Annotated in this window: 19 protein-coding genes and 1 tRNA gene; 17 read left to right on the forward strand and 3 right to left on the reverse strand. The window is 71.5% G+C overall.

Going from position 1 to position 23,852, the window contains the following annotated elements; all coding sequences use genetic code 11:
• The first annotated feature begins 36 nt into the window (after positions 1 to 36).
• Positions 37 to 1,269, forward strand: a complete 1,233-nt coding sequence (locus EDF24_RS13520) for a D-alanyl-D-alanine carboxypeptidase family protein (protein ID WP_185021670.1) — start codon at positions 37 to 39, stop codon at positions 1,267 to 1,269.
• Positions 1,270 to 1,287: 18 nt separating this feature from the next.
• Here EDF24_RS13520 and EDF24_RS13525 read toward each other — a convergent pair whose 3' ends face one another.
• Positions 1,288 to 2,082: an SGNH/GDSL hydrolase family protein gene (locus EDF24_RS13525; protein WP_123653481.1), complete on the reverse strand. Its 795-nt coding sequence runs from the start codon at positions 2,080 to 2,082 to the stop codon at positions 1,288 to 1,290.
• A gap of 23 nt (positions 2,083 to 2,105) precedes the next feature.
• Between EDF24_RS13525 and EDF24_RS13530 the strand changes: the two genes are divergently transcribed.
• The 6 genes from EDF24_RS13530 to EDF24_RS13555 all read left to right on the forward strand — a co-directional run bounded on the left by EDF24_RS13530 (position 2,106) and on the right by EDF24_RS13555 (position 10,483).
• Positions 2,106 to 3,260 carry an acyl-CoA dehydrogenase family protein gene (locus EDF24_RS13530; RefSeq protein WP_123703554.1) on the forward strand — a complete coding sequence of 385 codons (1,155 nt, stop codon included), beginning with the start codon at positions 2,106 to 2,108 and terminating at the stop codon, positions 3,258 to 3,260.
• A gap of 80 nt (positions 3,261 to 3,340) precedes the next feature.
• Positions 3,341 to 5,656, forward strand: a complete 2,316-nt coding sequence (locus EDF24_RS13535) for an FUSC family protein (protein WP_185021671.1) — start codon at positions 3,341 to 3,343, stop codon at positions 5,654 to 5,656.
• Positions 5,653 to 6,903, forward strand: a complete 1,251-nt coding sequence (gene dinB, locus EDF24_RS13540; RefSeq protein ID WP_123653478.1) for a DNA polymerase IV — start codon at positions 5,653 to 5,655, stop codon at positions 6,901 to 6,903. Before EDF24_RS13535 ends, dinB begins: the two co-directional genes overlap by 4 nt.
• Positions 6,904 to 7,067: 164 nt before the next feature.
• Positions 7,068 to 8,873, forward strand: coding sequence for a DEAD/DEAH box helicase (locus EDF24_RS13545; protein ID WP_123704063.1), 1,806 nt, complete (start codon positions 7,068 to 7,070; stop codon positions 8,871 to 8,873).
• A gap of 10 nt (positions 8,874 to 8,883) precedes the next feature.
• Positions 8,884 to 9,087, forward strand: coding sequence for a hypothetical protein (locus EDF24_RS13550; RefSeq protein ID WP_123653477.1), 204 nt, complete (start codon positions 8,884 to 8,886; stop codon positions 9,085 to 9,087).
• Positions 9,088 to 9,157: 70 nt separating this feature from the next.
• Complete coding sequence (locus EDF24_RS13555; RefSeq protein WP_123653476.1) at positions 9,158 to 10,483, forward strand: NAD(P)/FAD-dependent oxidoreductase; 1,326 nt, start codon at positions 9,158 to 9,160, stop codon at positions 10,481 to 10,483.
• A 266-nt stretch (positions 10,484 to 10,749) separates the two neighbouring features.
• On the opposite strand, the gene EDF24_RS13560 is transcribed toward EDF24_RS13555, so the two are convergent.
• Positions 10,750 to 10,835, reverse strand: a tRNA-Leu gene (locus EDF24_RS13560).
• Between the two features lie 169 nt (positions 10,836 to 11,004).
• On the opposite strand from EDF24_RS13560, the gene EDF24_RS13565 reads away from it, so the two are divergent.
• The 3 genes from EDF24_RS13565 (at position 11,005) to mshC (ending at position 14,497) form a co-directional block, all read left to right on the forward strand.
• Positions 11,005 to 12,369, forward strand: a complete 1,365-nt coding sequence (locus EDF24_RS13565; protein WP_260233447.1) for a M20/M25/M40 family metallo-hydrolase — start codon at positions 11,005 to 11,007, stop codon at positions 12,367 to 12,369.
• Positions 12,370 to 12,431: 62 nt separating this feature from the next.
• The gene (locus EDF24_RS13570; protein WP_123703557.1) at positions 12,432 to 13,259 is read left to right on the forward strand and encodes an undecaprenyl-diphosphate phosphatase; all 828 of its coding nucleotides are present in this window, start codon (positions 12,432 to 12,434) and stop codon (positions 13,257 to 13,259) included.
• On the forward strand, positions 13,256 to 14,497 hold the full coding sequence (gene mshC, locus EDF24_RS13575; protein WP_123703560.1) for a cysteine--1-D-myo-inosityl 2-amino-2-deoxy-alpha-D-glucopyranoside ligase: 1,242 nt from the start codon (positions 13,256 to 13,258) through the stop codon (positions 14,495 to 14,497). Before EDF24_RS13570 ends, mshC begins: the two co-directional genes overlap by 4 nt.
• Before the next feature lie 168 nt (positions 14,498 to 14,665).
• Here mshC and EDF24_RS13580 read toward each other — a convergent pair whose 3' ends face one another.
• On the reverse strand, positions 14,666 to 15,598 hold the full coding sequence (locus tag EDF24_RS13580; RefSeq protein WP_123653473.1) for a proteasome assembly chaperone family protein: 933 nt from the start codon (positions 15,596 to 15,598) through the stop codon (positions 14,666 to 14,668).
• A gap of 138 nt (positions 15,599 to 15,736) precedes the next feature.
• Between EDF24_RS13580 and EDF24_RS13585 the strand changes: the two genes are divergently transcribed.
• From EDF24_RS13585 to EDF24_RS13615, 7 genes are all read left to right on the forward strand, one after another.
• Entirely contained in the window at positions 15,737 to 16,450 is a 714-nt protein-coding gene (locus EDF24_RS13585) for an HAD family phosphatase (RefSeq protein WP_243698402.1), read from the forward strand.
• Positions 16,447 to 17,508, forward strand: coding sequence for a tRNA (adenine-N1)-methyltransferase (locus EDF24_RS13590; RefSeq protein WP_123653472.1), 1,062 nt, complete (start codon positions 16,447 to 16,449; stop codon positions 17,506 to 17,508). Before EDF24_RS13585 ends, EDF24_RS13590 begins: the two co-directional genes overlap by 4 nt.
• Positions 17,509 to 17,551: 43 nt before the next feature.
• Positions 17,552 to 18,457 (forward strand): FKBP-type peptidyl-prolyl cis-trans isomerase, encoded by a 906-nt coding sequence (locus EDF24_RS13595; protein ID WP_123653471.1) that lies wholly within the window; start codon positions 17,552 to 17,554, stop codon positions 18,455 to 18,457.
• Positions 18,458 to 18,466: 9 nt separating this feature from the next.
• The gene (locus tag EDF24_RS13600; RefSeq protein ID WP_123703562.1) at positions 18,467 to 19,489 is read left to right on the forward strand and encodes a YafY family protein; all 1,023 of its coding nucleotides are present in this window, start codon (positions 18,467 to 18,469) and stop codon (positions 19,487 to 19,489) included.
• Positions 19,482 to 20,450: a YafY family protein gene (locus EDF24_RS13605; RefSeq protein ID WP_123703564.1), complete on the forward strand. Its 969-nt coding sequence runs from the start codon at positions 19,482 to 19,484 to the stop codon at positions 20,448 to 20,450. The genes EDF24_RS13600 and EDF24_RS13605 overlap by 8 nt, the downstream gene beginning before the upstream one ends.
• A 199-nt stretch (positions 20,451 to 20,649) precedes the next feature.
• The gene (tatC, locus tag EDF24_RS13610; protein ID WP_123653851.1) at positions 20,650 to 21,402 is read left to right on the forward strand and encodes a twin-arginine translocase subunit TatC; all 753 of its coding nucleotides are present in this window, start codon (positions 20,650 to 20,652) and stop codon (positions 21,400 to 21,402) included.
• Positions 21,399 to 23,843: an RNA helicase gene (locus EDF24_RS13615; RefSeq protein WP_123703566.1), complete on the forward strand. Its 2,445-nt coding sequence runs from the start codon at positions 21,399 to 21,401 to the stop codon at positions 23,841 to 23,843. Before tatC ends, EDF24_RS13615 begins: the two co-directional genes overlap by 4 nt.
• Positions 23,844 to 23,852 lie beyond the last annotated feature (9 nt).

A 23,852-nucleotide genomic window follows, 5' to 3' on the forward strand; every position in this document is an offset into this window, starting at 1 on the left:
GACGGCCGGTACCGCCCCCCGGTACGCTCGATTCCCGTGTCACGTGTCGTCCGCCGCCCCCGCTCCGCTGTCCGGAGGCCCGTGACGATCTCGGTCGTCGCCGTCCTGATCCTGGCGATCGCGTACCTCGTCGCGGCGGCCGTCGTGCCGTTCTCCCCGGCGAGCGCCACGACCACGTCGTACGCCGCCCCGACCGCGACGCTGCCGTCGCTGACGTTCCCGTCGTACGGCGCCACCGCGGTGGAGGCCCCGGACTTCCCGGAGAGCCTCCGGACGAGCGGTGACACGAAGCCGCGGTCGATCGCGAGCATCTCGAAGGTCGTCACCGCGCTCGTGGTGCTCGACGCGAAGCCGCTGGCGCAGGGGCAGGCGGGTCCGACGATCGACTTCACGTCGGAGATGGAAGGGCTGTACGCGAAGTACCTGGCGGTGGACGGCGAGGTCGCCCCGATGCCGTCCGGGCTGCGCCTGTCGGAGTACCAGACGCTGCAGGTCATGCTGATGAAGTCGGCGAACAACTACGCCGGTTCCCTGGCGATCTGGGCGTTCGGGTCGCTCGACGCGTACAAGACCGCTGCGGCATCCTGGCTGCACGACCACGGTCTGGACGACACCTCGATCCAGGAACCGACGGGCCTGAACGCGGCGAACAAGTCCACCGCGACCGACCTCGTCGACCTCGGGCAGCTCGCGCTGGCGAACCCGGTGGTGAAGGAGGTCGTGGGCACGAAGGCGGTCACCGTCCCCGGGGTCGGGGACATCGAGAACTCGAACAAGCTCCTCGGCATGGACGGGGTCGAGGGGATCAAGACCGGCACCCTGGACGAGGCCGGCGCGTGCCTGCTGTTCGCCGCCACGTACGAGCGGGGCGGCAAGACCGTCACCGTGATCGGCGCGATGCTCGGCGGGGTCGACCACGACACCCTCGACGACGACGTCCAGCGGCTCCTGCACTCGGTCGCGGACAACTTCCACGTGGTGACCCTGACGCACGCCGGCCAGTCGTTCGGCACGTACTCGACCCCGTGGAAGGACGAGACCGACGCGGTGACGAAGGCCGCGTCGGAGGTCCTGGTCTGGGGGAAGACCACGGTGAAGGCGACGACGAAGCTCGACTCGGTCACCACAGGCACCAAGGGGGAGCGCGTCGGCCGGGTGCGCTTCTCGATCACCGACCACAAGGCGGTCACCGTGCCACTGGTGCTCGAGCAGGAGATCCCGGACCCGGGCATCTGGTGGCGCTGGACGAACCCGTTCGAAGGGGCGTAGGCCGCCCTCGACGGTGGGCTAGGGCGTGTCGCTCTTGTGCTCGAGGACCGTCTGCAGCTCGGGGCGCTTCGGGCTGATGCCGTCACCGGACGAGGTGTGCCGGATTCGCCGGACCACCCACGGCACGAGGTACTCCCGTGCCCAGCCGAGGTCCTCGGCGCGGGCTTCCCGCCAGGGACGGGCCGCGAGCGGCTCGGGGTTGAACGGGGCGAGTTCGTGGTCGACCCCGAGCGCGTCGAGCACCGCGGCCGCGATCGTCGCGTGGCCCATCGGGGAGTGGTGCAGCCGGTCCGGCGCCCACATGCGCGGGTCGCGGAGCACCCGGAGCGCCCACATGTCGGCGACGAGGGCGTCGTGCTTCAGCGCGATGGCGTGCAGGTGCTCGTTGTAGATCGCCGCCTTGCCGCGGACGAGCCCGAGCACCGGGGTCATCCCGACGTCCGGCCCGGTGAAGATGACGACGGTCGCGCCGTCGCGGCGGAGCTCCGTGACGGTCTTGTCGAACCGGGACGCGAGCTCGTCCGGGTCCGAGCCCGGGCGGATGATGTCGTTCCCGCCGGCGGACACGGTGATCAGGTCCGGGCCGAGCGCGAGTGCGTCCTCCACCTGCTCGTCGATGATCTGCTGGAGCAGGCGTCCGCGGACGGCGAGGTTGGCGTAGGCGAAGTCGTCGGTCTGGTTCGCGAGCACCTCGGCGACCCGGTCGGCCCAGCCGCGGTACCCGCCGGGCACGGTGGGGTCGGGGTCCCCGAGTCCCTCGGTGAACGAGTCACCGATCGCGACGTACCTGGACCAGGGATGACGATCTGACACCCCTCGGAACATAGTCTCGTGCCATGACGAAGGCAAAGCCGTGGACGGTCCCGGAGGACCTCCTCACCCGGATCGCGGAGCGTGCTCCCCGGTACGACGCGGAGAACGCGTTCTGCACCGAGGACCTCGACGAGCTCCGCGCGGCGGGGTACCTGCGCATCGGCGTGCCGATCGCGGACGGCGGCAGCGGCCTCGGGCTCCGTGCCACCGCGGCCGTGCAGCGGACGATCGCCGGAGCCGCACCGGCGACGGCCCTGGCGCTCGGCATGCACCAGGTCTGGGTGCAGGCGGCCCGCAGCGTGTCCGCGCGGGGTGGGTCGTTCCTCCAGTCCGTCACGGACCACGCCGCGGCGGACCGCCTGCTCGCCTTCGGGGTCAGCGAACCCGGGAACGACCGCGTGCTCTTCGACTCGCTGACGACGGCGGAGCCGGACGGTGCGGGCGGGTACCGGTTCACCGGGACGAAGGTGTTCACCTCGCTCGCACCGGCGTGGGACGTCCTCAGCGTGTTCGGCAGGGACACGACGGGGGAGGCGCCGCGCCTGGTGCACGGGTTCGCCGTGCGCGCGGACGGCGGCGTCCGGCACCTCGACGACTGGGACACCCTCGGGATGCGGGCCACGCAGAGCCGCACCACCCTGCTCGAGGGCGTGCACGTGCCGGCGGACCGGATCGTGCGCACCCTGCCCGTCGGGCCGACCGCCGACCCGCTCGTGTTCGGGGTCTTCGCCGCGTTCGAGCTGCTGGTCGCCTCCGTGTACGTCGGCATCGCGACGCGTGCCCTGGAGCTCGCGGTCGCGCAGGTCCGGGAGCGCCGCGCGATGGACGGGACCCCGCGCTCGGAAGACCCGGACGTCCGGCGGGCGATCGCGGACATGCGCGGCGCCGTCGACGCGGTCGCGCTGCAGGTGGACGCGCTCGCCCGGGACGTCGACGAGCTCGAGGACCACGGTGCGCGCTGGTTCCCGCTCCTGGTGGGGACGAAGGCGCGCGCGGTGGACGCCGCGCAGCACGTCGTGGACGAGGCGATGCGGGTGGTCGGCGGCGGCGCCTACCGGGCGTCGAGCGAGCTCGCGCGGCTGGCCCGTGACGTCCGTGCCGGTCAGTACCACCCGTCGTCGCGGGACTCGGCGGCGCGGACGATCGCGAGCGAGGTGCTCGGGCCGATCGGCAACTAGCGGGCGGGCCGATCGGCAACTAGTTCAACTGCGGTACTATGAGGGTCCGAACAGCGACCGAAGCCGGAGGCCTCCCACCCGTGACGACGGACCGCCGACCAGCACCGACGCATCGCCTCCCGCCCCGCCTGCGGAGCCCGCGCCAGCGACTCTGGGACCGGCTCCTCGTCCTCGACCCGGGCTTCGTGAAGAGCGAGGGCGCGCTCCGCACCCTGCTCTGCGTCCCCGCGGGCATGGCCGTCGGGTACGCCGTCGCGCTCCAGTTCGGGTTGCCGGCGGTCCTCGGCCTGATGATCGGCGCGATGCCGGCGTTCATCACCTGCCTGGTCATCGTCGACCCGAGCGCCGGGCGGGTGGCGGGCCGGACGGGAGCCGTCATCGTGCCCTTCGTGGCAGCGCTCGCGGGCAGCATCGCCCTGCACCCGTTCCGGATCCTCGAGCTCGTGCTCATCGTGGTGCTGCTCTTCGTCCAGTTCCTCGCGTTCCAGTGGGGGAAGTGGGCTTCCGACGCCGCGATCGTGGCGTTCTCCGGGTACCTGTGCGGGCTGCTCCTGCCGTTGCCGGAGACGAGCGTCCTGCCGCTCTCGATCGTCGTGGCGGCGTCCCTGGCGGCGACGATCGTGATCCGGACCGTGTTCCTCCGGCCGGACGCGTACCGGTCGCTGCTGCGGGTGCGGCGCGGGTTCCTGGCGCGCGGGGCCGACGTCCTCGAGGCCTCCGCGGCCGCCCTCGCCGTCGCCGATGACTCCCGTGCCCGCGCTCGTGCGCTCCGGCGGCTGGCACGACGTCGTTCGCAGTACCACGAGATCGCGCTGACGGTCGACGGGATGCTGGCGGCGAGCGGCACCGACGCCGCTGACGAGCTGCACCGCCTGGTGTTCGACACGCACTTCGCCATCGACGAGCTCGGCCGTGCCGCAGCGACCCTGGTCGAGCAGGGTGCTCCGGAGGACGTCCGCCACGCGGCCCTCCGCGCGGTCACGATCGTCCTGCGGCACGGCGGCAGCGCCGGCGACGATGCCGGCCGGACCCTCGCCGCACGCTTCGCGATCACCGCCTCCGCGGCCGACCCGGCATCGCGGACCACCGTGCTCGTGCACCGGATGGCCCGCGAGTTCGCCGACCTCCGGACCGCCGGGCTCCGCTGGCGCGAGGTCGCCGACGAGCTCCCGCGGAGCGGCGACGGCGTGCCGTTCGCGTCGCCGGTGATCCTGGCCGGTGGCCGTCCCGCCGGAGCCGTCCCGGTCGTCGCCGACGCGGTCGCCGAGGGGCCGTGGCGCCGGCTGCACATGACCGCGTCGCTCCGGACCGCGGTGCACGCCGCCATCGCCGTGGCGATCACCGAACCGCTCGCACTGCTCCTCGACGGCAGCCGCTTCTACTGGGGCGTCATCGGCGTGATGATCGTCCTCGCCGGCACGAACACCACGCACGAACGCGTCCGCAAGGGCATCCACCGCGGTGTCGGCACGGTCGTCGGCGGGATCGTCGGGATCGCGCTCGTACACGTGCTCGGAACCGACCACCCCTGGGTGACGATGGTGCTCGTCTGCGTGCTGCTCGCCGTCGGCACGTACGGGTTCGGTGGGGTGTACGCCGTCTGGGCCGCGTGTCTCGTCGTCGTGCTCTGCCAGGTCTACGACTTCTCCGGCACCTTCACCAACGCGCTCATCCCGATCCGGCTCGCGGAGAACCTGCTCGGCGCCACGATCGCCATCCTGGTCAGCATCGTGGTGCTCCCGCTCGCCACGCGGAGCGTCGTCCGCCGGGCGGTGCGGCGGCAGCTCGTCGCGGTGCGTGCCTTCGTGCTGGCGACCGTGGGGGTGGACGTCGACGAGACGGAGCCCGCCGACGCGGCGGACCCGACCCCGGCCTCCCGTCCGACGCCTGCTGCGGCACCGGACCTGCGTGCCCGGTCACGCGCCGTCGACGCCGCCACCTACCAGCTGGAGGCGGTCCTGAAGCCGATGGTCCGGTTCCCGACGGGTGGGCCGGCGCGCGCGGACGCGCGGATGCGTGCGTCCCTGCAGGCGGCGGCGACGTTCGCCAGGGAGCTGGCCGGGAGGCCCGGTGCGGCCCCGGTGGACGTGCCCGCCACCCTGCGCGGTGCGGCCGAGGTCCTCGCCGCATCCGTCGACCGGCTGGCGGACCGCGTCGTGGCCGGCCCCGGGACAGACGCATCCGGCTCGCCCGCGTGGACGCGGATCACGGACGTGCTCGAGGGTGTCGTCGCGACCGCCGACCCGGGTGACGCCGGAGACGCGGTGCGGGCCCGGGTGCACGCGCTCGGGCGCATCGACGAGTCCCTCGCGCTCTTCGCGGAGCGGGTCGGGATGCCCGTCGTCGCGGGCGCCGCGACGCGGATGTCGGCGGTCGGTGGCACCATCTCCTCGTGAGCAAGCAGGACGGACGCAACCGGCTCGTCTCCGACCGACCGGTCGCGGACCTGACCGCGACGGTGCTGCACGTCGACATGGACGCGTTCTTCGCCTCCGTCGAACTGCTCGACCGCCCCGACCTCGTCGGGCTGCCCGTGATCGTCGGACACGACTCCGACCGCTCCGTGGTGACCGCCGCCACGTACGAAGCCCGCAAGTACGGCGTCAACTCGGCGATGCCGATGGCCGTCGCGAAACGACGGTGCCCGAACGCGGTGATCGTCGAGCCGCACTTCGAGAAGTACCAGGCGAAGTCCGCCGCCGTGATGCACGTGTTCGAGCAGTTCACTCCGCGGGTGGAACGGCTCGGCATCGACGAGGCGTTCCTCGACGTCGCCGGCGCCGTTCGGTTGTACGGCACCCCGTGGGAGATCGGGCAGGCGATCCGGCAGAAGGTCTTCGCGGAGACCGGCCTGCACTGCTCGGTCGGTGCCGCCTCGACGAAGTTCGTCGCGAAGCTCGCCTCCAGCCGTGCCAAGCCCGACGGCCTCCTCGTCGTCCCCGCGGAACACACCGTGGCGTTCCTGCACCCGCAGCCCGTGTCGGCGCTGTGGGGCGTCGGCGGCAAGACGCAGGAGACCCTCGAACGCCGGGGCATCCGCACCGTCGGCGACCTCGCCACGACACCGCTCGCCTCCCTGGTGTCCGCGCTCGGCCCGGCCGGCGGACAGCGCCTGCACGACCTGTCCTGGGGGCGTGACCCGCGGGTCGTCGACACCGCCGTTGGCGAGAAGTCGATCGGGCACGAAGTCACGTTCGGCACCGACCTCACCGAGCGCGACGCCGTCGCCCGCGAACTCCTGCGGCTCGCCGAGAAGGTCGCCGTCCGGATGCGCCGCGCCGACGTGCAGGCCCGGACCATCGCCCTCAAGGTCCGCTACACCGACTTCACCACCCTGACCCGCTCACGCACCCTCGCCGAACCGACCGACGTCGCCCGCCGGATCCACCGCGAAGCCGTCGAGCTCTACGACGTACTGCACCGCCAGGGCAACCGGATCCGGCTGATCGGCGTCCGCGGGGAGAACCTCGTGCCCACCGCGGCGAGCAACGCGCTGTGGGACGACGACGCGCCGTGGCGGGAGACCGAGACCACGGTCGACGCGGTCACCGCCCGGTTCGGCGCCGGCGTGCTGCGACCCGCATCGCTCGTCCGCGGCACGCCCGAGCAGCGTCCGCCGCATGCCCGGCAGGACATCGGGTGACGGTAGAATCGCCTGAAGTGAGCGCAGCGGAGTACGAACAGCAGCAGTCCGCCGCGGCCGGCGGTGTCCATCCCGATCCGGCCACGGCGTCGTCCACCGAACTCGCCTCGTCGTCGGCCGAACTCGCCTCGTCGTCGGCCGGGGTCCCGCAGTCGTCGGTCGAACTGGCGCCGGCCGAACTGGCGGAGATCGCGGGCAACGCGGCCGCCGAGCACCTGTCGCCGGCGTTCCCGGACCGCGCCGCGTGGGGGACCGCGTCCAAGCTCCGCGCCTGGCAGGTCGAAGCGCTCACGAAGTACTTCGAGACCGAGCCGCGCGACTTCCTCACGGCGGCCACCCCGGGCGCCGGCAAGACCACGTTCGCGCTGCGTCTCGCCACCGAGCTCCTGGCCCGCGGCACCGTCGACCGCATCGTCGTCGTCGCACCGACCGAGCACCTGAAGCGGCAGTGGGCCGACGCCGCCGACCGCGTCAACATCCGCATCGACCCGATGTTCAAGAACGGCGACGGGATGTTCGGCCGGCACTACCAGGGCGTGGCGATCACGTACGCCCAGGTCGGCATGAACCCCGAGGTCCACAAGAAGATCACCGAGGGCGGCCGCACCCTGGTCGTCCTCGACGAGGTCCACCACGGCGGCGACGCCCTGACCTGGGGCGACGGCATCAGGGAGGCGTTCAGCGGGGCCACGCGCCGGCTGTCCCTCTCCGGCACCCCGTTCCGCTCGGACACCGCACCGATCCCGTTCGTGCAGTACGCCCCGGACGAAGCGGGCATCCGCACCTCGATCTCCGACTACAACTACGGCTACGGACGCGCCCTCGCCGACGGCGTCGTCCGCCCGGTGCTGTTCATGGCGTACGCCGGGCAGATGCGCTGGAAGACCCGGATGGGCGACGAGATGTCGGCGTCCCTGGGCGAACAGGTCACCAAGGACATCACCGCGCAGGCCTGGCGCACCGCGCTCTCACCAGAAGGCGAGTGGATGCCGGCGGTGCTCTCCGCCGCGGACAAGCGCCTGACCGAGGTCCGTCGCGGCGTGCCCGACGCCGGCGGGCTCGTCATCGCGACCGATACCACCACGGCACGCGCGTACGCCCGCATCCTGCAGCAGATCACGGGGGAGCGGCCGACGGTCGTCCTCTCCGACGAAGCCGCCGGGTCCAGCCGGATCGGGGCGTTCGCCGCCGACACCTCGCGGTGGATGGTCGCGGTCCGGATGGTGTCCGAAGGCGTCGACGTCCCACGGCTCTGCGTCGGCGTGTACGCCACGAGCGCCAGCACACCGCTGTTCTTCGCCCAGGTGATCGGCCGCTTCGTGCGGGCCCGGCGTCGCGGGGAGACCGCCTCCGTGTTCCTGCCGAGCGTCCCGGGGCTGATGGCCCTCGCAGCGACGCTCGAGCTCGAGCGGGACCACGCGCTCGACCGCCCGAAGGACGCCGACGACGGGATGTACAACCCCGAGGACGCGATGGTCGCCGAGGCCAACAAGGAAGACCGTGCCTCGGAGAGCCTGCTCGACGTGCAGCCGTTCGAGGCGCTCGACTCGCAGGCCTCCTTCGACCGGGTCCTCTACGACGGCGGCGAGTTCGGGACCGGCGGCGAGATCGGCTCCCTCGAAGAACTCGACTTCATCGGGATCCCGGGGCTCCTCGAACCCGACCAGGTGCGCGACCTGCTCCGGGCGCGCCAGGCCACCCAGGCGAAGCGTTCCAAGGGTCGTGCGGTGAAGGACGGGACCCCCAAGGCTCCCGAGCCCGACCGGCCGATGTACATGACCATCAAGGAGCAGCGCTCCGAGCTCCAGCGGCTCGTGTCGATCTGGTCGCGGCACGCCAACGAGCCGCACGGGTCGATCCACGCCGAGCTCCGGCGGATCAGCGGTGGCCCGGCCGTGGCGCAGGCGAGCATCGAGCAGATCCAGAAGCGCATCGACATCCTGCGCTCCCGGATCGGCGGGCGTCGGTGACGGTGCTGGCGTGATCGTCGCCGTCGACGATCGGACGTGGCTCGTCAAGCGCTCCGAGGACTCCTCGCCCGAGGCGATCATCGACCGCTTCGGCGGGGGCTACCGGCTCCGTCGGTTCAGCCTCGTCGAGTCGCGCCGGACGGCTCACGGCGTCTTCATGGGTCTCGACCTCGCCGAGACCGCGTGGTGGCGGTTGCGCGACGGCCGTCGTTGATCTGGTGACGTTCTGGGCAATCTGCGCGGCGATCATGACGTTGCGAGCCCTGATCGGGTAGACCGGAGGCATGGCAGATTCGATCCCTCACGTCCTCGTCCTCGGTGGCGGCTCCGCCGGCTACACGACCGTCAAGCAGCTGCAGAAGCACGCCGCGACGGTGCCGATGCGCATCACCCTCGTCGACCAGAACACGTACTACACGTACCTGCCGTTCCTGCCGGAGGTCGCCGGCGGCCACATCAACCCGAAGGACGTCACCGTCGAGCTGCGCCGCGCGCTCCGCAAGACCCGCGTCATCCAGGGCAAGGTGACCGCGATCTCGGCCGCCGACAAGACGGTGTCGATCGCCACGGCCGGCGGTGACGACCGCACGCTCGGCTACGACCAGCTCGTCGTCGCGCTCGGCTCCGTCACGCGGACCTTCCCGACCCCCGGGCTCGAGGAAGTGGGCGTCGGCTTCAAGAGCGTCGAAGAGGCCGCCTACGTCCGCGCGAAGCTCCTCGACAACATCGCGAAGGCCGCTGCCACGCGTGACGAGGACGAGCGTCGCCGTCTGCTCACCAGCATCTTCATCGGCGGTGGCTACACCGGCGTCGAGGCGATCGGCGAGCTCTTCGACGTGTCGCAGGCCGCGATCAAGACCTACCCGTCGCTCGCGGGGGAGCAGCCGCGCTGGGTGCTCATCGACGCCCTCGACCGCGTCGCACCAGAGGTCGGTCCGGAGCTCTCGAAGTGGACCCTCGAGTCGCTGCGCGCCCGCGGCATCGACGTCCGCCTGAAGACCACCATGCCGAGCTGCGAGGGCGGTGTCGTGAAGCTCTCCGACGGTGACGAGTTCGCCACAGGGTTGCTCGTCTGGACCGCCGGCGTCAAGCCGAACCCGCTCCTCGACGCGTCCGACCTGCCCCGCGGACCGAAGGGCCACCTCGCCGCAAACGCGAAGCTCCAGGTCGAGGACGAGACCTCGCACGAGGTCGTCCCGGGTGTCTGGGGCCTCGGTGACGTCGCGCAGGTGCCGGACCTCACGGCCGACAAGCAGCCGGCGTACTACCCGCCGAACGCGCAGAACGCCGTCCGCCAGGCCGTCGTGGCCGCGGACAACGTCGTGGCGACGATCACGGGCAAGCCGCTCGAGGAGTACCGCCACCCGTCGATCGGCACCGTCGCGTCGTACGGTGTCGCCAAGGGTGCCGCGAACATCAAGGGCATCAAGATGACGAACCTCTTCGCCTGGCTCGCGCACCGGGCGTACCACGTTTACGCGATGCCGACGCTGAACCGCAAGGCGCGGATCATCATCGGCTGGGTGACCGGCGCGGTCTCCGGCCGTGACGCCACGTCGCTGATCAAGGAGACGGACCCGCGTCGCGCGTTCGTCGACGCGACGAAGTAGCGGAGACCGCTCCACAGACGGGAGGCCCGGTGCCAGCTGGCACCGGGCCTCCCGTCCGTCGTGTGGCGGGCGTGCGCGGCTGCGTGCGCGTCTGCGTGCGCATCTGCGTGCGCATCGATCGACACCGCGGGAGTCGTTCGACGCGTGTGATGTCGGAAGATGCGGACGCACGCACGCACGCGCGGGACCAGCCAGGAGAATCCGGGCGCACAAAAACGAAAGGCCCACCCGAAGGTGAGCCTTTCGCCGCGTGTCTCAACACTGCGTGTCCGAGGGGGGACTTGAACCCCCACGCCCTAATACGGGCACTAGCACCTCAAGCTAGCGCGTCTACCAATTCCGCCACCCGGACAGGTGTTCTTCACTTGTGTCGGCCGCTCCGGCGGGTTTCCCCGGCGTTGCTGCCGGAGAAGACATTAGCACGGCTCTGAACGGCAGTTGAACACGGGCGTGCATCCCGGGCGCGTCCCGCGGAGTCACGGCGAACGAGGGCATCGGAGGCGGCCGGTAGCGTGGTGTGCATGACGGATCCCCAGGGCACCACGACGGCCACCGAGACCGGCCTGGCAGCTGACGCGGCGCGTGGCGACGACCGCGAGCTCGAAGCCACCGCCGCGATCGCCAGGGACCTCATCCGGATCGACACCACGAACTGGGGCGAGGGCAAGTCCCGGGGTGAGACCGAGGCCGCCCACTACGTCGAGGCGAAGCTCCGCGACCTCGGGTTCACCCCGCAGCTCTTCGAGTCCGAGCCCGACCGCGTGAGCGTCGTCGCGCGCATCCCGGGCCGCGACCGGGACAAGCCCGCCCTGGTGGTGCACGGGCACCTCGACGTCGTGCCGGCCGACCCGGCGAACTGGAGCGTCGACCCGTTCGGCGGCGTGGTCAAGGACGGCTCGCTCTGGGGCCGCGGCGCCGTGGACATGAAGAACATGGACGCGATGATGCTCACCGCCCTCGGGGACGTCGTCGCGGCGCAGGGTGCGCCCGAGCGTGACCTCGTGATCGCGTACTTCGCGGACGAGGAGGCCGGGGGAGTCCTCGGCTCGCACCACGTCGTGTCGAACCACCCCGAGGTGTTCGACGGCGCCACCGCCGCCATCAGCGAGGTCGGCGGGTACTCGATCACGCTCGGCGACCGGCGCGCGTACCTGCTGCAGACGGGCGAGAAGGCCCTGATGTGGATCAAGCTCGTCGCGACGGGCACCGCCGCGCACGGCTCCCACGTGATCAAGGACAACGCGGTGACGAAGCTCGCCGCGGCGGTCGCCCGCATCGGGAGCGAGGAGTGGCCGGTCCGCCTCTCCGCCACCACCGATGCGATGGTGTCGGAGGTCGCCCGGTTCCTCGGCGTCGACCCCGCGGTGACCGGCCCGGACGAGGTCGCCCTCGCCACCGGCTCCGCGTCGCGGTTCATCCACGCCGCACTCCACACCACGACGAACCCGACGGTCCTGCAGGCCGGTTACAAGCACAACGTCATCCCCGACGCGGCCGAGGCGCTGATCGACATCCGCTGCCTCCCGGGCGACGAGGAGTCGGTGCTCGAGCGGGTGCGGGAGCTCGCCGGCGACGACGTCGAGGTGGTGATGTCCTTCCGCGACATCGGCCTCGAACAGGACTTCGGCGGCCCGCTGGTCGACGCCGTGCGGGACGTGCTCGGCCGGCACGACCCGGGCGCACCGGTCCTGCCGTACCTGCTGTCCGGCGGAACAGACAACAAGGCGCTCTCGACGCTCGGCATCGCGGGCTACGGCTTCGTCCCGCTGCAGCTGCCGGCCGGCGTGGACTTCCCGGCGATGTTCCACGGCGTGGACGAGCGTGTGCCGCTCCAGTCGCTCGCCTTCGGTCGGCGTGTGCTCGGCGACCTGCTCGGTTCGTACTGATATACTGCCGGGTCGCCTGACGCGACCTCCCGACGCCGACCCGCTCCCGAAAGGCCGCGCCCGTGCACATCCTCGAGGCCATCTTCCTCGGCTTCGTGCAGGGACTCACCGAGTTCCTGCCCGTCTCCTCCAGCGCGCACCTGCGCATCGTCGGCCTGTTCCTGCCCGACGCGCAGGACCCGGGCGCCGCGTTCACCGCCGTGACCCAGCTCGGCACCGAGACCGCCGTGCTCATCTACTTCTGGAGCGACATCACCCGCATCGTCCGGCGGTGGTTCCAGTCGCTCTCCGGGAAGGTCCCGCGGAACGACCCGGATGCGCGGCTGGGATGGCTGGTGATCCTCGGCACGATCCCCATCGGCATCGTCGGGCTCCTGCTGCAGGACACGATCGAGACCACTTTCCGGTCGCTCTGGATCGTCGCGATCGTCCTCATCGGGTTCGGCATCGTGCTCGGCGTGCTCGACCGGGTCGGCCGCAAGGAACGGCGCATCGAGCACATGACGTTCGGCGGCGGCATCCTGATCGGCCTCGCGCAGGTCCTGGCCCTCATGCCCGGCGTCTCCCGCTCCGGGGCGACCGTGTCGATGGGTCTCGCGCTCGGCTACACGCGCGCCGCCGCTGCTCGCTTCGCGTTCCTCCTCGCCGTCCCCGCGGTGTTCCTCTCCGGCTTCTACGAGGCGGCGACGTCCCTCGGTGACACCGGCGCACCGTTCGGTGTCGTGGACACGGTGATCGCCACGGTCGTCGCGTTCGTCGTCGGCTTCGTCGTGATCGCGGCGTTCATGAACTACATCAGCAAGCGCAGCTTCATGCCCTTCGTGTACTACCGGGTGGCACTCGGTATCGTTCTCATCGTGTTGCTGTCGCTCGGAGTGATCCAGCCGTGAGGGCCTGGGAGGCCCCAGACGTCCCCGATGTCCCCGGGAACGCCCCGCGTCCGGTCGTGCACGACACGGCCGCCGGGAAGCCCGTGGACCCGACCCGTGGTGACGACCGCGCCGCGCTCTACGTCTGCGGCATCACCCCGTACGACACCACCCACCTCGGCCACGCGGCGACGTACCTGGCGTTCGACACGCTCGGACGGGTCTGGCGCGACGCGGGCCTCGACGTCGAGTACGCGCAGAACACCACCGACGTCGACGACCCGCTCCTCGAGCGCGCCACGCGGGACGGTGTCGACTGGCGCGAGCTCGCGGCGTCGCAGATCGACCTCTTCCGCCGTGACATGGTGTCGCTCCGCATCCTGCCCCCGGACGACTTCGTCGCCGTCACGGACGAGGTCGAGCGCATCGCCGAGGCCGTCGCGTTCCTGCAGGAGACCGGCTACGCCTACAGCGTGCCGACGCCCGACAGTGCCGGCGACGACGTCTACTTCGACGTGCAGCGCCCGACCGAGGCGTGGGTGCTCGGCGACGAGAGCGGACTCGACCGGGACACCATGCTCACGCTCTCCGCGGAGCGCGGTGGCGACCCGGACCGTGCCGGCAAGCGCGACGCGCTCGACCCGCTGCTGTGGCGTGCCGTCCGCGCCGGCGAGCCCAGCTGGGAGTCGCCCGTCGGCGAGGGCCGCCCGGGCTGGCACATCGAGTGCAGCGTCATCGCGGGGGACCGCCTCGGCCTGCCGATCAGCGTGCAGGGCGGCGGCAGCGACCTCGTCTTCCCGCACCACGAGATGAGTGCCGGCCACGCGGCGGCGCTGGCGCACCAGCCGCTCGCGAACGCGTACGTGCACACCGGGATGATCGCGTACCAGGGCGAGAAGATCTCGAAGTCGCTCGGCAACCTGGTCACCGTGCGTGGCCTGCTCGACGACGGGGCGGACCCGCGGGCGATCCGGCTCGCGCTGCTCTCGCACCGCTACTCGGACGACTGGGAGTGGTTCGACGCCGAGCTCGCGAGCGCGACGCGCCGTCTCGAGACGTGGGACGCCTGGGCCACCGGTGGTGCAGGACACGCCGACGACGCGGCCGACGTCGTGACGCGGATCCGCGCCCGCGTGGCGGACGACCTCGACACGCCGGGGGCGGTCGCTGCGGTCGACACCGCGATCGCGGGCGGCACGCGCAGCACGCCCGAGCTCGTCGACCTGATCGACTCCCTCCTCGGCATCCGCATCGGCTGACGCCTCGCTGAGATCGCACTTCGTGTCGCCCACCTGCACTGGACGCGACCCGAACTGCGATCTCAGCGTCCGGCGGTGTGCCCCGCCATCAGACGGACGGGAGGCCCGGTGCCAGCTGGCACCGGGCCTCCCGTCCGGATGTGGCCACGTCCGGGACGTGACCTGCCGCTACTGCGGCGGCTGCGGGGGCCGCCAGGGGCCCTCACCGGCCTGGCCGGGTCCGTCCTTGCCGTCCTTGCGCTCCCGACGGCGGAGGTACTGCTCGAACTCCTGCGCGATCGCGTCGCCGGACGCCTCGGGGGAGTCCACGGTGTCCCGGGCCTGCTCGAGCTGCCCGATGTAGGACGCCATGTCCTCGTCGTCCGCGGCGAGCGCGTCGATGCCCTCTTCCCACTGGGTCGCGTCGTCGAGGAGCGTGCCCCGCGGGACCGTCACGTCGGTGAGCTCCTCGATCTTGTCGAGCAGGGAGAGCGTGGCCTTCGGGGACGGCGCGTTGTGCACGTAGTGCGGCACCGAGGCCCAGAGCGAGAGCGTGGTGAGGCCGGCCTTGTCCATGGTGTCGGAGAGCACGCCGAGGATGCCGGTCGGGCCTTCGTAGGAGGACTTGTCGACGTCGAAGGCCTGCCGGACGGAGGCGTTCTCGCTCGACACGAACACCGAGATCGGCCGGGTGTGCGGGACGTCGGCGAGCATCGCGCCGACGAAGACGACCGCGTCGATCGAGTAGACGTCGGCGAGGTCGATGATCTCCGCGCAGAACGCCCGCCACGTGCGGGACGGCTCAGGGCCGACGAGGACGAACACGTCGCGCTCCGCGGGGGACCCGCCGGCGCCGATCACCGGTCGGCCGAGCTCACCGGGGCCGTGCAGGACGATGCGGGGCCACTGGATGCCACGGACGCCGTTGTCGTCGCTCCCGACGTTCGGCCGGTTGAACTGGTAGTCGACGTACCGCTCCCCGTCGATCTCCCGCAGCTCGTCGAGGCCGAGCGCGTCGACGATCCGCCGCGCGAGACCGCTGGCGGCCTCACCGGCGTCGTTCCAGCCCTCGAACGCGACGACCAGGAGCCGGCCGTCGTTGAAGGGGGAGTGCTGTGGCACGGAGCGGACCTCCTGGTGATGGAGTGGAGCGGGGCGGCGTGGGGGACGAACGCTCCACAACCGACCGGACACGATCAGGCATCCACTGTAGGCCCCTCGGGCGGGTCCGCTCCGCGTGCGCCGGTAGACTCGTCGCCCGTGACCGCGCATCCTCCCGCCCTCGTCCTGCCCGCAGCCGTGCTGTGGGACATGGACGGCACGATCATCGACACCGAACCGATCTGGCAGCAGTCCCAAGTGGAGCTGACCCAGAAGTACGGTGCCGAGTGGACCCACGAGGACGGGTTGTCCCTGGTGGGCAGCGGCCTCGAGCGCTCGGGGGAGATCCTGCGCGACAAGGGCGTCGACATGGAGGTCGAGGAGATCGTCCAGTGGATGACCTCCTACGTGATGGAGCGGCTGGAGCACGGCGACCTGCCGTGGCGTCCGGGTGCGCGTGAGCTCGTCGAGGAACTCCACGCCCGCGGCATCCCGACCGCGCTCGTCACGATGTCCCGCCGTCGGATGGCGCTCGTCGCCGCCGAGGCACTCGCAGACCGCGGGTTCCAGGTCGTCGTCGCGGGTGACGACGTCGAGCACCCGAAGCCCCACCCCGAGGCGTACCTGACCGCTGCAGCGCACCTCGGTGTCGACGCGACCGCGTGCGTCGCGATCGAGGACTCGGCCACCGGCGTCGCCGCTGCCGTCGCCTCGGGCGCCGTCACCATCGCCGTCGAGCACATCGTCCCGCTGCCGGAGACCGCCGGGGACGTCTACCTCACCTCGCTGGCCGGCGTCGACGTGGACCGCCTGGTCGAGCTCACGTCGCCGGCGCTGGCGGCCCGTCAGACCTCCGAGGGGAACGCCCGATGACCGCCGAACTGCCGCACACCGCCGGCGGCGCACCGCACACCCCGCCGCGCGGCCCGTTCCGCGCCGGGGACCGGGTGCAGCTGACCGGGCCGAAGGGCAAGCTCACGACGCTCTCCCTCGAGCCCGGCGTGATCTACCACACGCACCGCGGCATGCTCGCGCACGACGACGTCATCGGGCAGCCGGACGGCTCCGTCATCACGGCCAGCTCCGGGGACGAGTACCTCGCGCTGCGGCCGCTGCTCAACGACTACGTGATGTCGATGCCCCGCGGCGCGGCCATCGTCTACCCGAAGGACGCCGCCCAGATCGTCGCGTTCGCCGACGTCTTCCCCGGCGCCCGCGTGGTGGAGGCCGGGGTCGGCTCCGGCGCACTCTCGCTCTGGCTGCTCCGTGCGATCGGCCCGACCGGTCGCCTGCAGTCGTTCGAGCGTCGTGACGAGTTCGCCGAGATCGCCCGCGGCAACGTCGGCACCTTCCTCGGCGCCGTCCCGGACAACTGGAGCGTCACCGTCGGCGACCTCGTCGAGGAGCTCCCCGGAGCCACCGAGCCGCAGAGCATCGACCGCGTGGTGCTCGACATGCTCGCGCCGTGGGAGTGCGTCGACGCCGCGGCGGACGCCCTCGTGCCCGGTGGCCTCATCGTCTGCTACGTCGCCACGGTGACGCAGCTGAGCCGGACCGCAGAGGCACTCCGCGACACCGGACGCTTCACCGACCCGCAGTCCAGCGAGACCCTGGTGCGCACCTGGCACGTCGAGGGGCTCGCCGTCCGGCCGGACCACCGGATGGTCGGGCACACCGGGTTCCTCGTCACCGCACGTCGTCTGGCGGACGGTGTGGTGCTCCCGAACCTGAAGCGTCGCGCAGGCAAGGCCGAGTTCTCCGACGAGGACGTGGAGGCCTGGACCCCCGGTGCGGTGGGCGAACGGTCCGCCAGTGACAAGAAGCTCCGCAAGGTGGCGCGGCAGGCGGCGGCACAGGCGCGGAAGGTCGCGGCGGCAGAGGCGCTCGACGCCACCGGCACCCCGGCCGAGGCTGATGGCGACGACCGGTAGGCTACGTCAGTCGCTCGTCCTGCATCGAACGGAAAGAGGGTCCGTGCGCACCATCCCCGCACTCCTGGTCACCATCGGACTGGTCGCGTCGTTGACCGCGTGCGCGTCGAGCGGGGCAGGCACCACGCCGTCCAGCTGCGACGCTCCCGGTGCCGCCTCCGAAGCCGTGACCGCGACCGGCGCGTTCGGCAAGCAGCCGAAGGTGTCCGTCCCGGCCGGTCTCACGGTCAAGGGCACGCAGGTCTCCATCCTGAAGCAGGGCGACGGACGACGCATCGACAAGGGCACCCCCGTGCTCATCGAGTACACGCTGGTCGACGGTTCGACCGGCAAGGTCGCACAGACGAGCGGGTACGCCGGGACGACCTCCCCGATCACCGCCGGTTCGACGAACGCCGGCGCGCTCGGCGAAGCGCTCCAGTGCGCCAACGTCGGTGACCGCCTCGCCGTGGCACTCCCGCAGAGCGCCCTGAGCGACGGCACCACCTCGACGAAGAAGACCGAGTCCGCGGTCGTCGCCGTGATCGACGTGAAGAAGGCGTTCGACGCCCGCGCGACCGGCACGCCGCAGCTCGCCGGGGACGACATGCCCGCCGTGGTCCTCGCTCCCGACGGCGCGCCCGGTATCACGGTGCCGACCAAGGCCGCGCCGTCCTCGAACGAGACCCACCTGCTCCGCAAGGGCTCCGGCTCCGTCCTCACCGCCAAGGACACCGCGATCATCAAGTACACCGCCGTGACCTGGGGTACCGACTCCACCGTCGCGGGCTCGAGCTGGACCGACGGCACCGGCGCGCAGACCGTGCCGCTCGCCAAGGGCCAGGTCGACGACGGCATCCGCACGGCGCTCCTCGGCCGCAAGGTCGGCGACCAGGTGCTCGCGATCGTCCACCAGCAGGGTGTCGCCTACGCGTACGTCATCGACGTGCTCGGCTCGGTCACGTCCTAGAATCGCCTCGTGCCGACGACCCGTGTGCCCCGCGTACCGGCGGAAGAACGCCTGTTCAGCCTCGTGCTCGCGTTGCTGTCGACCGAAGCCGGTCTGACGAAGTCCGAGATCCTCGCGAACGTGCAGGGGTACCGGCAGCGGTTCACGACCGGCGGTGACAACGCGTCGCTCGAGCGCCAGTTCGAGCGCGACAAGGACGACGTCCGCGAACTCGGCATCCCGCTCGAGACCATCGAGACCCCCGGAGCCGCCGGCAACAACCAGACGCTCCGCTACCGGATCCCGAAGGGCGAGTACGACCTGCCGCTCGATGTCCGGTTCACGCCGGACGAGTCCGCGCTGCTCTCGCTCGCCGCGATGGCGTGGCGTGAAGGCGCGCTCTCCTCGGACTCCCGCCGCGCCCTGCTCAAGGTCCGTTCCGCCGGGCAGGACGACGACGCCGCCGGGGTGGCCGGGATGACCGCGTACGCTCCGCGACTCCGCGCCCGGGACGCCGCCTTCGAACCGCTCCGTGCGGCGCTCGACCGCGCCGCCGCGGTGAGCTTCGACTACATCACGCCGGGGGAGCACGAGCCCCGTCGCCGCGAACTCGAGCCCCTCGCGCTCGTGCAGCACGGCGGGCGCTGGATGCTCGCCGCGCACGAGCCATCGACCGGCGGGGACAAGAACTACCTGCTGTCCCGGATCGTCGGCCCGGTGTCGCAGTTCGAGTCCGGGCAGCACCCGGCACCGGCCGGCGCGGGGGAGCGGGCCCTCGCGGAGCTCGACCGGATCTGGTCGGCGCGCACGGCGACGATCGCCGTCGCACCGGGGTCCGACGCCGAGCGTCGTCTCGGCCGACGTCGGGACACCACCGTCGGCGACGACGGCGTCCTCGTGCTGCACTACGTCGACCCGCAGATCCTCGCCGAGGAGCTCGCCGCCTTCGGGCCGGAAGTCCGGGTGCTCGAGCCGACCGAGGTGCGCGACCGCGTGGTCGCCCGACTCGAGGGACTCGTGGCCGACCACAGCGAAGGGGTGCTCCGTGGCTGACGCCCAACCGCTGCAGGCGCAGGACAAGCTCGCGTTCCTCCTGGCGCTCGTGCCGTACCTGATCGACCGGGAGCGCGTCTCCGTGGCCGAGGCGGCGCGGCACTTCAGCGTGCCCGAGACCCGGATCCGCCGGGCCGTCGAGCTCATCGCGGTGTCCGGGATCCCCGGCGAGACGATGCAGTACCAGCACGGTGACCTGTTCGACATCGCCTGGGACGACTTCGAGCAGAACGACATGATCGTCCTGACGAACCTCGTCGCGATCGACGACTCCCCGCGACTCTCCGCCCGCGAGGCCTCGGCGCTCATCGCCGGCCTGCAGTACCTCTCCGCGCTGCCGGAAGCCGCCGACCGCGACGCCATCCGGACCCTGATGGCCAAGCTCTCCCGCGGTGCCGGCGGTGCCGCGGCGAACGTCGCCGTCGGGCAGGAACTCCACGACGCCGCGCTCACCACGATCCGTCGGGCGATGTCCGGGGGCAAGGGGCTCGCGTTCGGGTACGCCGGCCCCCGCACCCAGGGCAGCACCCGCCGCGTCGACCCGCTCCGCGTCGAGTCGATCGACACCGACTGGTACCTCCGCGCGTGGGACCTCGACCGCGGGGCGCTCCGGACCTTCCGGCTCGACCGGATGTCCGGCGTCGCGGTCGACGACCGTGTCGCAACGCACTCCATCGACGACGTCGACATCCCGGACACCCTGTTCCAACAGACCCCGGAGGACGTCATCGTGACGCTGGAGCTCGACGCGTCGTCGCTGCCCCTCGTCGCGGACTTCCTCGCGGACACCGCCGACGCGCCCGACGCCGACGGGCGGGTGCGCATCCGGCTCGCGGCGTCGGCGGGCTTCGACGGCGTGGTGCGGCTCGTCGCGGGCCTGCCCGGCCGCGCGGTCGTGCTGGACCCGCCGGCCGCGCGCGACGCGGTGCGCGCCTTCGCCGCGTCCGCCCTCCCGCGCTGACCGGCGGGACCCGCGCGACCTGCCGCACCGCGGCACCACGTTCACCCGCGGCTCACCCGCGACGGGACGTCCGCTGTGCGTTCGCACGGCCCGCCACCGTGTGTCGGTCCCGACACCGTAAGATCGACGCATGGCTTCGACGACCGCGCGCGGGCGAGAGAAGCGGCAGGGTCGCCGTCCCAACGAACCCGAAGGCCGCATGTCCCTCGGGCAACACCTCATCGAACTGCGCAACCGCCTGTTCAAGGCCGTCCTCGCAGTGCTCCTCGGTGCTGTCGGCGGCTGGTTCCTGACGCCGTTCGTGCTCGACTCGCTCCGCGCCCCGGTGGCCGAACTCGCGAAGGTCGGCGGACACACCGCCGAGCTGAACTTCCCGATGATCACGGGGGCGTTCGACCTCCGGCTGCAGATCGCGATCACGATCGGCATCGTCATCGCGAGCCCGGTGTGGCTGTACCAGATCTGGGCGTTCATCGTCCCGGCGCTCGTTCGGCGTGAGAAGCAGTACGTGTGGGGCTTCCTCGGCACCGCGATCCCGCTGTTCTTCGCCGGCTGCTACTTCGGCTGGTACGTCCTGCCGCACATCGTCGGGATCCTCGGCAGCTTCGTGTCGAGTCAGGACACGTCGATCGTCGACGCGAAGGCGTACTACGACTTCACGATCAAGCTCATCGTGGCGGTCGGGATCGCGTTCGTGCTGCCGGTGTTCCTGGTGCTGCTCAACTTCGTCGGGGTGCTGACGGCCAAGGCGATCATCAAGTCGTGGCGCGTCGCGATCCTCTGCATCCTGGTCTTCTGCGCGATCGTCACGCCGAGCGCCGACGTCATCTCGATGTTCCTCCTCGCGGTGCCGATGACGGTGCTGTACGTCGCCGCCTGCGTGGTGACGTGGTTCCACGACCGGCGGCTCGCGAAGCGGCAGGCCAAGCTCGACGCCGAGTACGGGCTGTGACGGACACCGGTCTGAGCGCAGCGGAACGGTTCCAGGCGGCCCGCGTCCGCAACCGCTCGCGCAACCTCGAGCTCTTCCGCGCCGACCTTCGGTTCGACCTCGACCCGTTCCAGTTCGCCGCGTGCGACGCCCTCGACCAGGGCCGGAGCGTCCTGGTGGCCGCACCGACCGGCGCCGGCAAGACGATCATCGCGGAGTTCGCGATCTGGCTCGCGATGCGCCAGCCGACGGCGAAGGTGTTCTACACGACGCCGATGAAGGCGCTGAGCAACCAGAAGTACGCCGAGCTGGTCGAGGCCTACGGCGAGTCCGAGGTCGGGCTGCTCACCGGTGACACGAACGTCAACCCGCGGGCCCGCGTCGTCGTGATGACGACCGAGGTGCTCCGCAACATGATCTACGCGGACTCCGACCTGCTCGACGACCTGGCCTGGGTCGTCCTCGACGAGGTGCACTACCTGGCCGACCGGTTCCGCGGCGCCGTGTGGGAAGAGGTGATCCTGCACCTCCCGACCGAGGTCCGGCTCGTCTCGCTCTCCGCCACGGTCTCCAACGCCGAGGAGTTCGGCGACTGGCTGCAGACCGTCCGTGGCGAGACCGACGTCATCGTGTCCGAGGACCGTCCGGTCCCGCTCGAGCAGCACGTCCTCGTCGGCAACAAGATGGTCGACCTGTTCGACTCGTCCGGCGCCGCCGCGACGAACCGGGTGAACCCGGAACTGCTCCGTCTGGTCGGCGGTGGCGCGCGGAACGACAGCCGCGGTGGACACCGCGGGCGCCGTGGCCGAGGCGGCTACGTCGACCGCCGTGGGCCGCGCACCGAGAAGCTGCACCGTGAGCACATCGCGCGGATGCTCGACGAACGGATGCTCCTCCCCGCGATCTTCTTCGTGTTCAGCCGCAACGGCTGCGACCAGGGCGTCCGGCAGGTGCTCCGGTCCGGGGTCTCGCTGACGACGCGGGAAGAACGCAACGAGATCCGCGAGACAGCGGAGTACCACTGCCGCACGCTCCTCGACGAGGACCTCGCCGTCCTCGGGTACTGGGAATGGCTCGAGGGCCTCGAGCGCGGGGTCGCCGCACACCACGCCGGACTCCTGCCCGCCTTCAAGGAGGTCGTGGAGGACCTCTTCCAGCGCAAGCTCCTCAAGGTCGTCTTCGCGACGGAGACCCTGGCGCTCGGGGTGAACATGCCGGCCCGCACGGTGGTGCTCGAGAAGCTCGAGAAGTTCAACGGCGAAGCCCGCGTGCCGATCACGCCGGGGGAGTACACCCAGCTGACGGGTCGTGCCGGGCGCCGCGGGATCGACGTCGAGGGCCACTCGGTGATCCAGTGGACCGACGGCCTCGAACCGCAGGCCGTCGCCTCGCTGGCGAGCCGTCGCACGTACCCCCTCAACTCCTCGTTCAAGCCGACGTACAACATGGCCGTGAACCTCATCGAGCAGTTCGGGCGTCAGCGCACCCGCGAAGTGCTGGAGACGTCGTTCGCCCAGTTCCAGGCGGACCGTTCCGTGGTCGACCTGGCCCGCAAGGTGCGGTCGCAGCAGGAGTCCCTCGACGGCTACCAGCAGTCGATGCAGTGCCACCTCGGCGACTTCACCGAGTACGCGGCGCTCCGTCGGCAGCTGTCCGACCTCGAGCGCACGAACGTCCCCGGTGGGCGGGAAGCGTCGCACGGTGCTCGTGCCGAACGGCAGGCGTCCATCACCGAGGTGCGCCGTGCCCTGCAGCGCCACCCCTGCCACGCCTGCCCCGACCGTGAAGCGCACGCCCGCTGGGCCGAGCGCTGGTACAAGCTCAAGCGCGTCAACGACAAGCTCGTGCAGCAGATCCGGTCCCGCACCGGTGCCGTCGCGACGACCTTCGACCGGGTCACGGACGTGCTCGTGCAGCTCGGCTACCTGGTGCCGTCCGAGCAGGAGGGCGAGCTCACCGTCGCCGCCGGTGGCCGCCGTCTGCAGCGGATCTACGGCGAGCGGGACCTGCTCGTCGCCGAGTGCCTCGAGGCCGGGGTCTGGAAGGAACTCACCCCCGGGCAGCTCGCCGCGATGGCCGCCACGATCGTCTACCAGCCCCGCCGCGAAGACGCGCCCGGCACCGAGCACGCCCTGCCCCGCGGCGCGTTCCGCCCGGCCCTCGACGAGACCCTGACGATCTGGTCCCGCCTGGACGACGTCGAGCGGGACGCCCGGCTCGCCGGCTCGCAGCCGCCGACCCCCGCGATCGCGCTCGGCATGTTCCGCTGGGCGTCCGGCTCCGCGCTCGACGACGTCCTGCGGGCACTCGACCTCGCTGCCGGTGACTTCGTCCGCTGGTCGAAGCAGGTCATCGACCTCCTCGACCAGATCAAGAACGCCGGCGACCCCGAGCTCGCCGAGACCGCCCGACGTGCGACGGACGCGGTCCGCCGCGGCATCGTCGCGTACGCGACGGTCTGACGGGAGGCC

Origin of the sequence: Curtobacterium sp. PhB130, assembly GCF_003755165.1 — a bacterium.
Taxonomy (GTDB): Bacteria; Actinomycetota; Actinomycetes; order Actinomycetales; family Microbacteriaceae; genus Curtobacterium.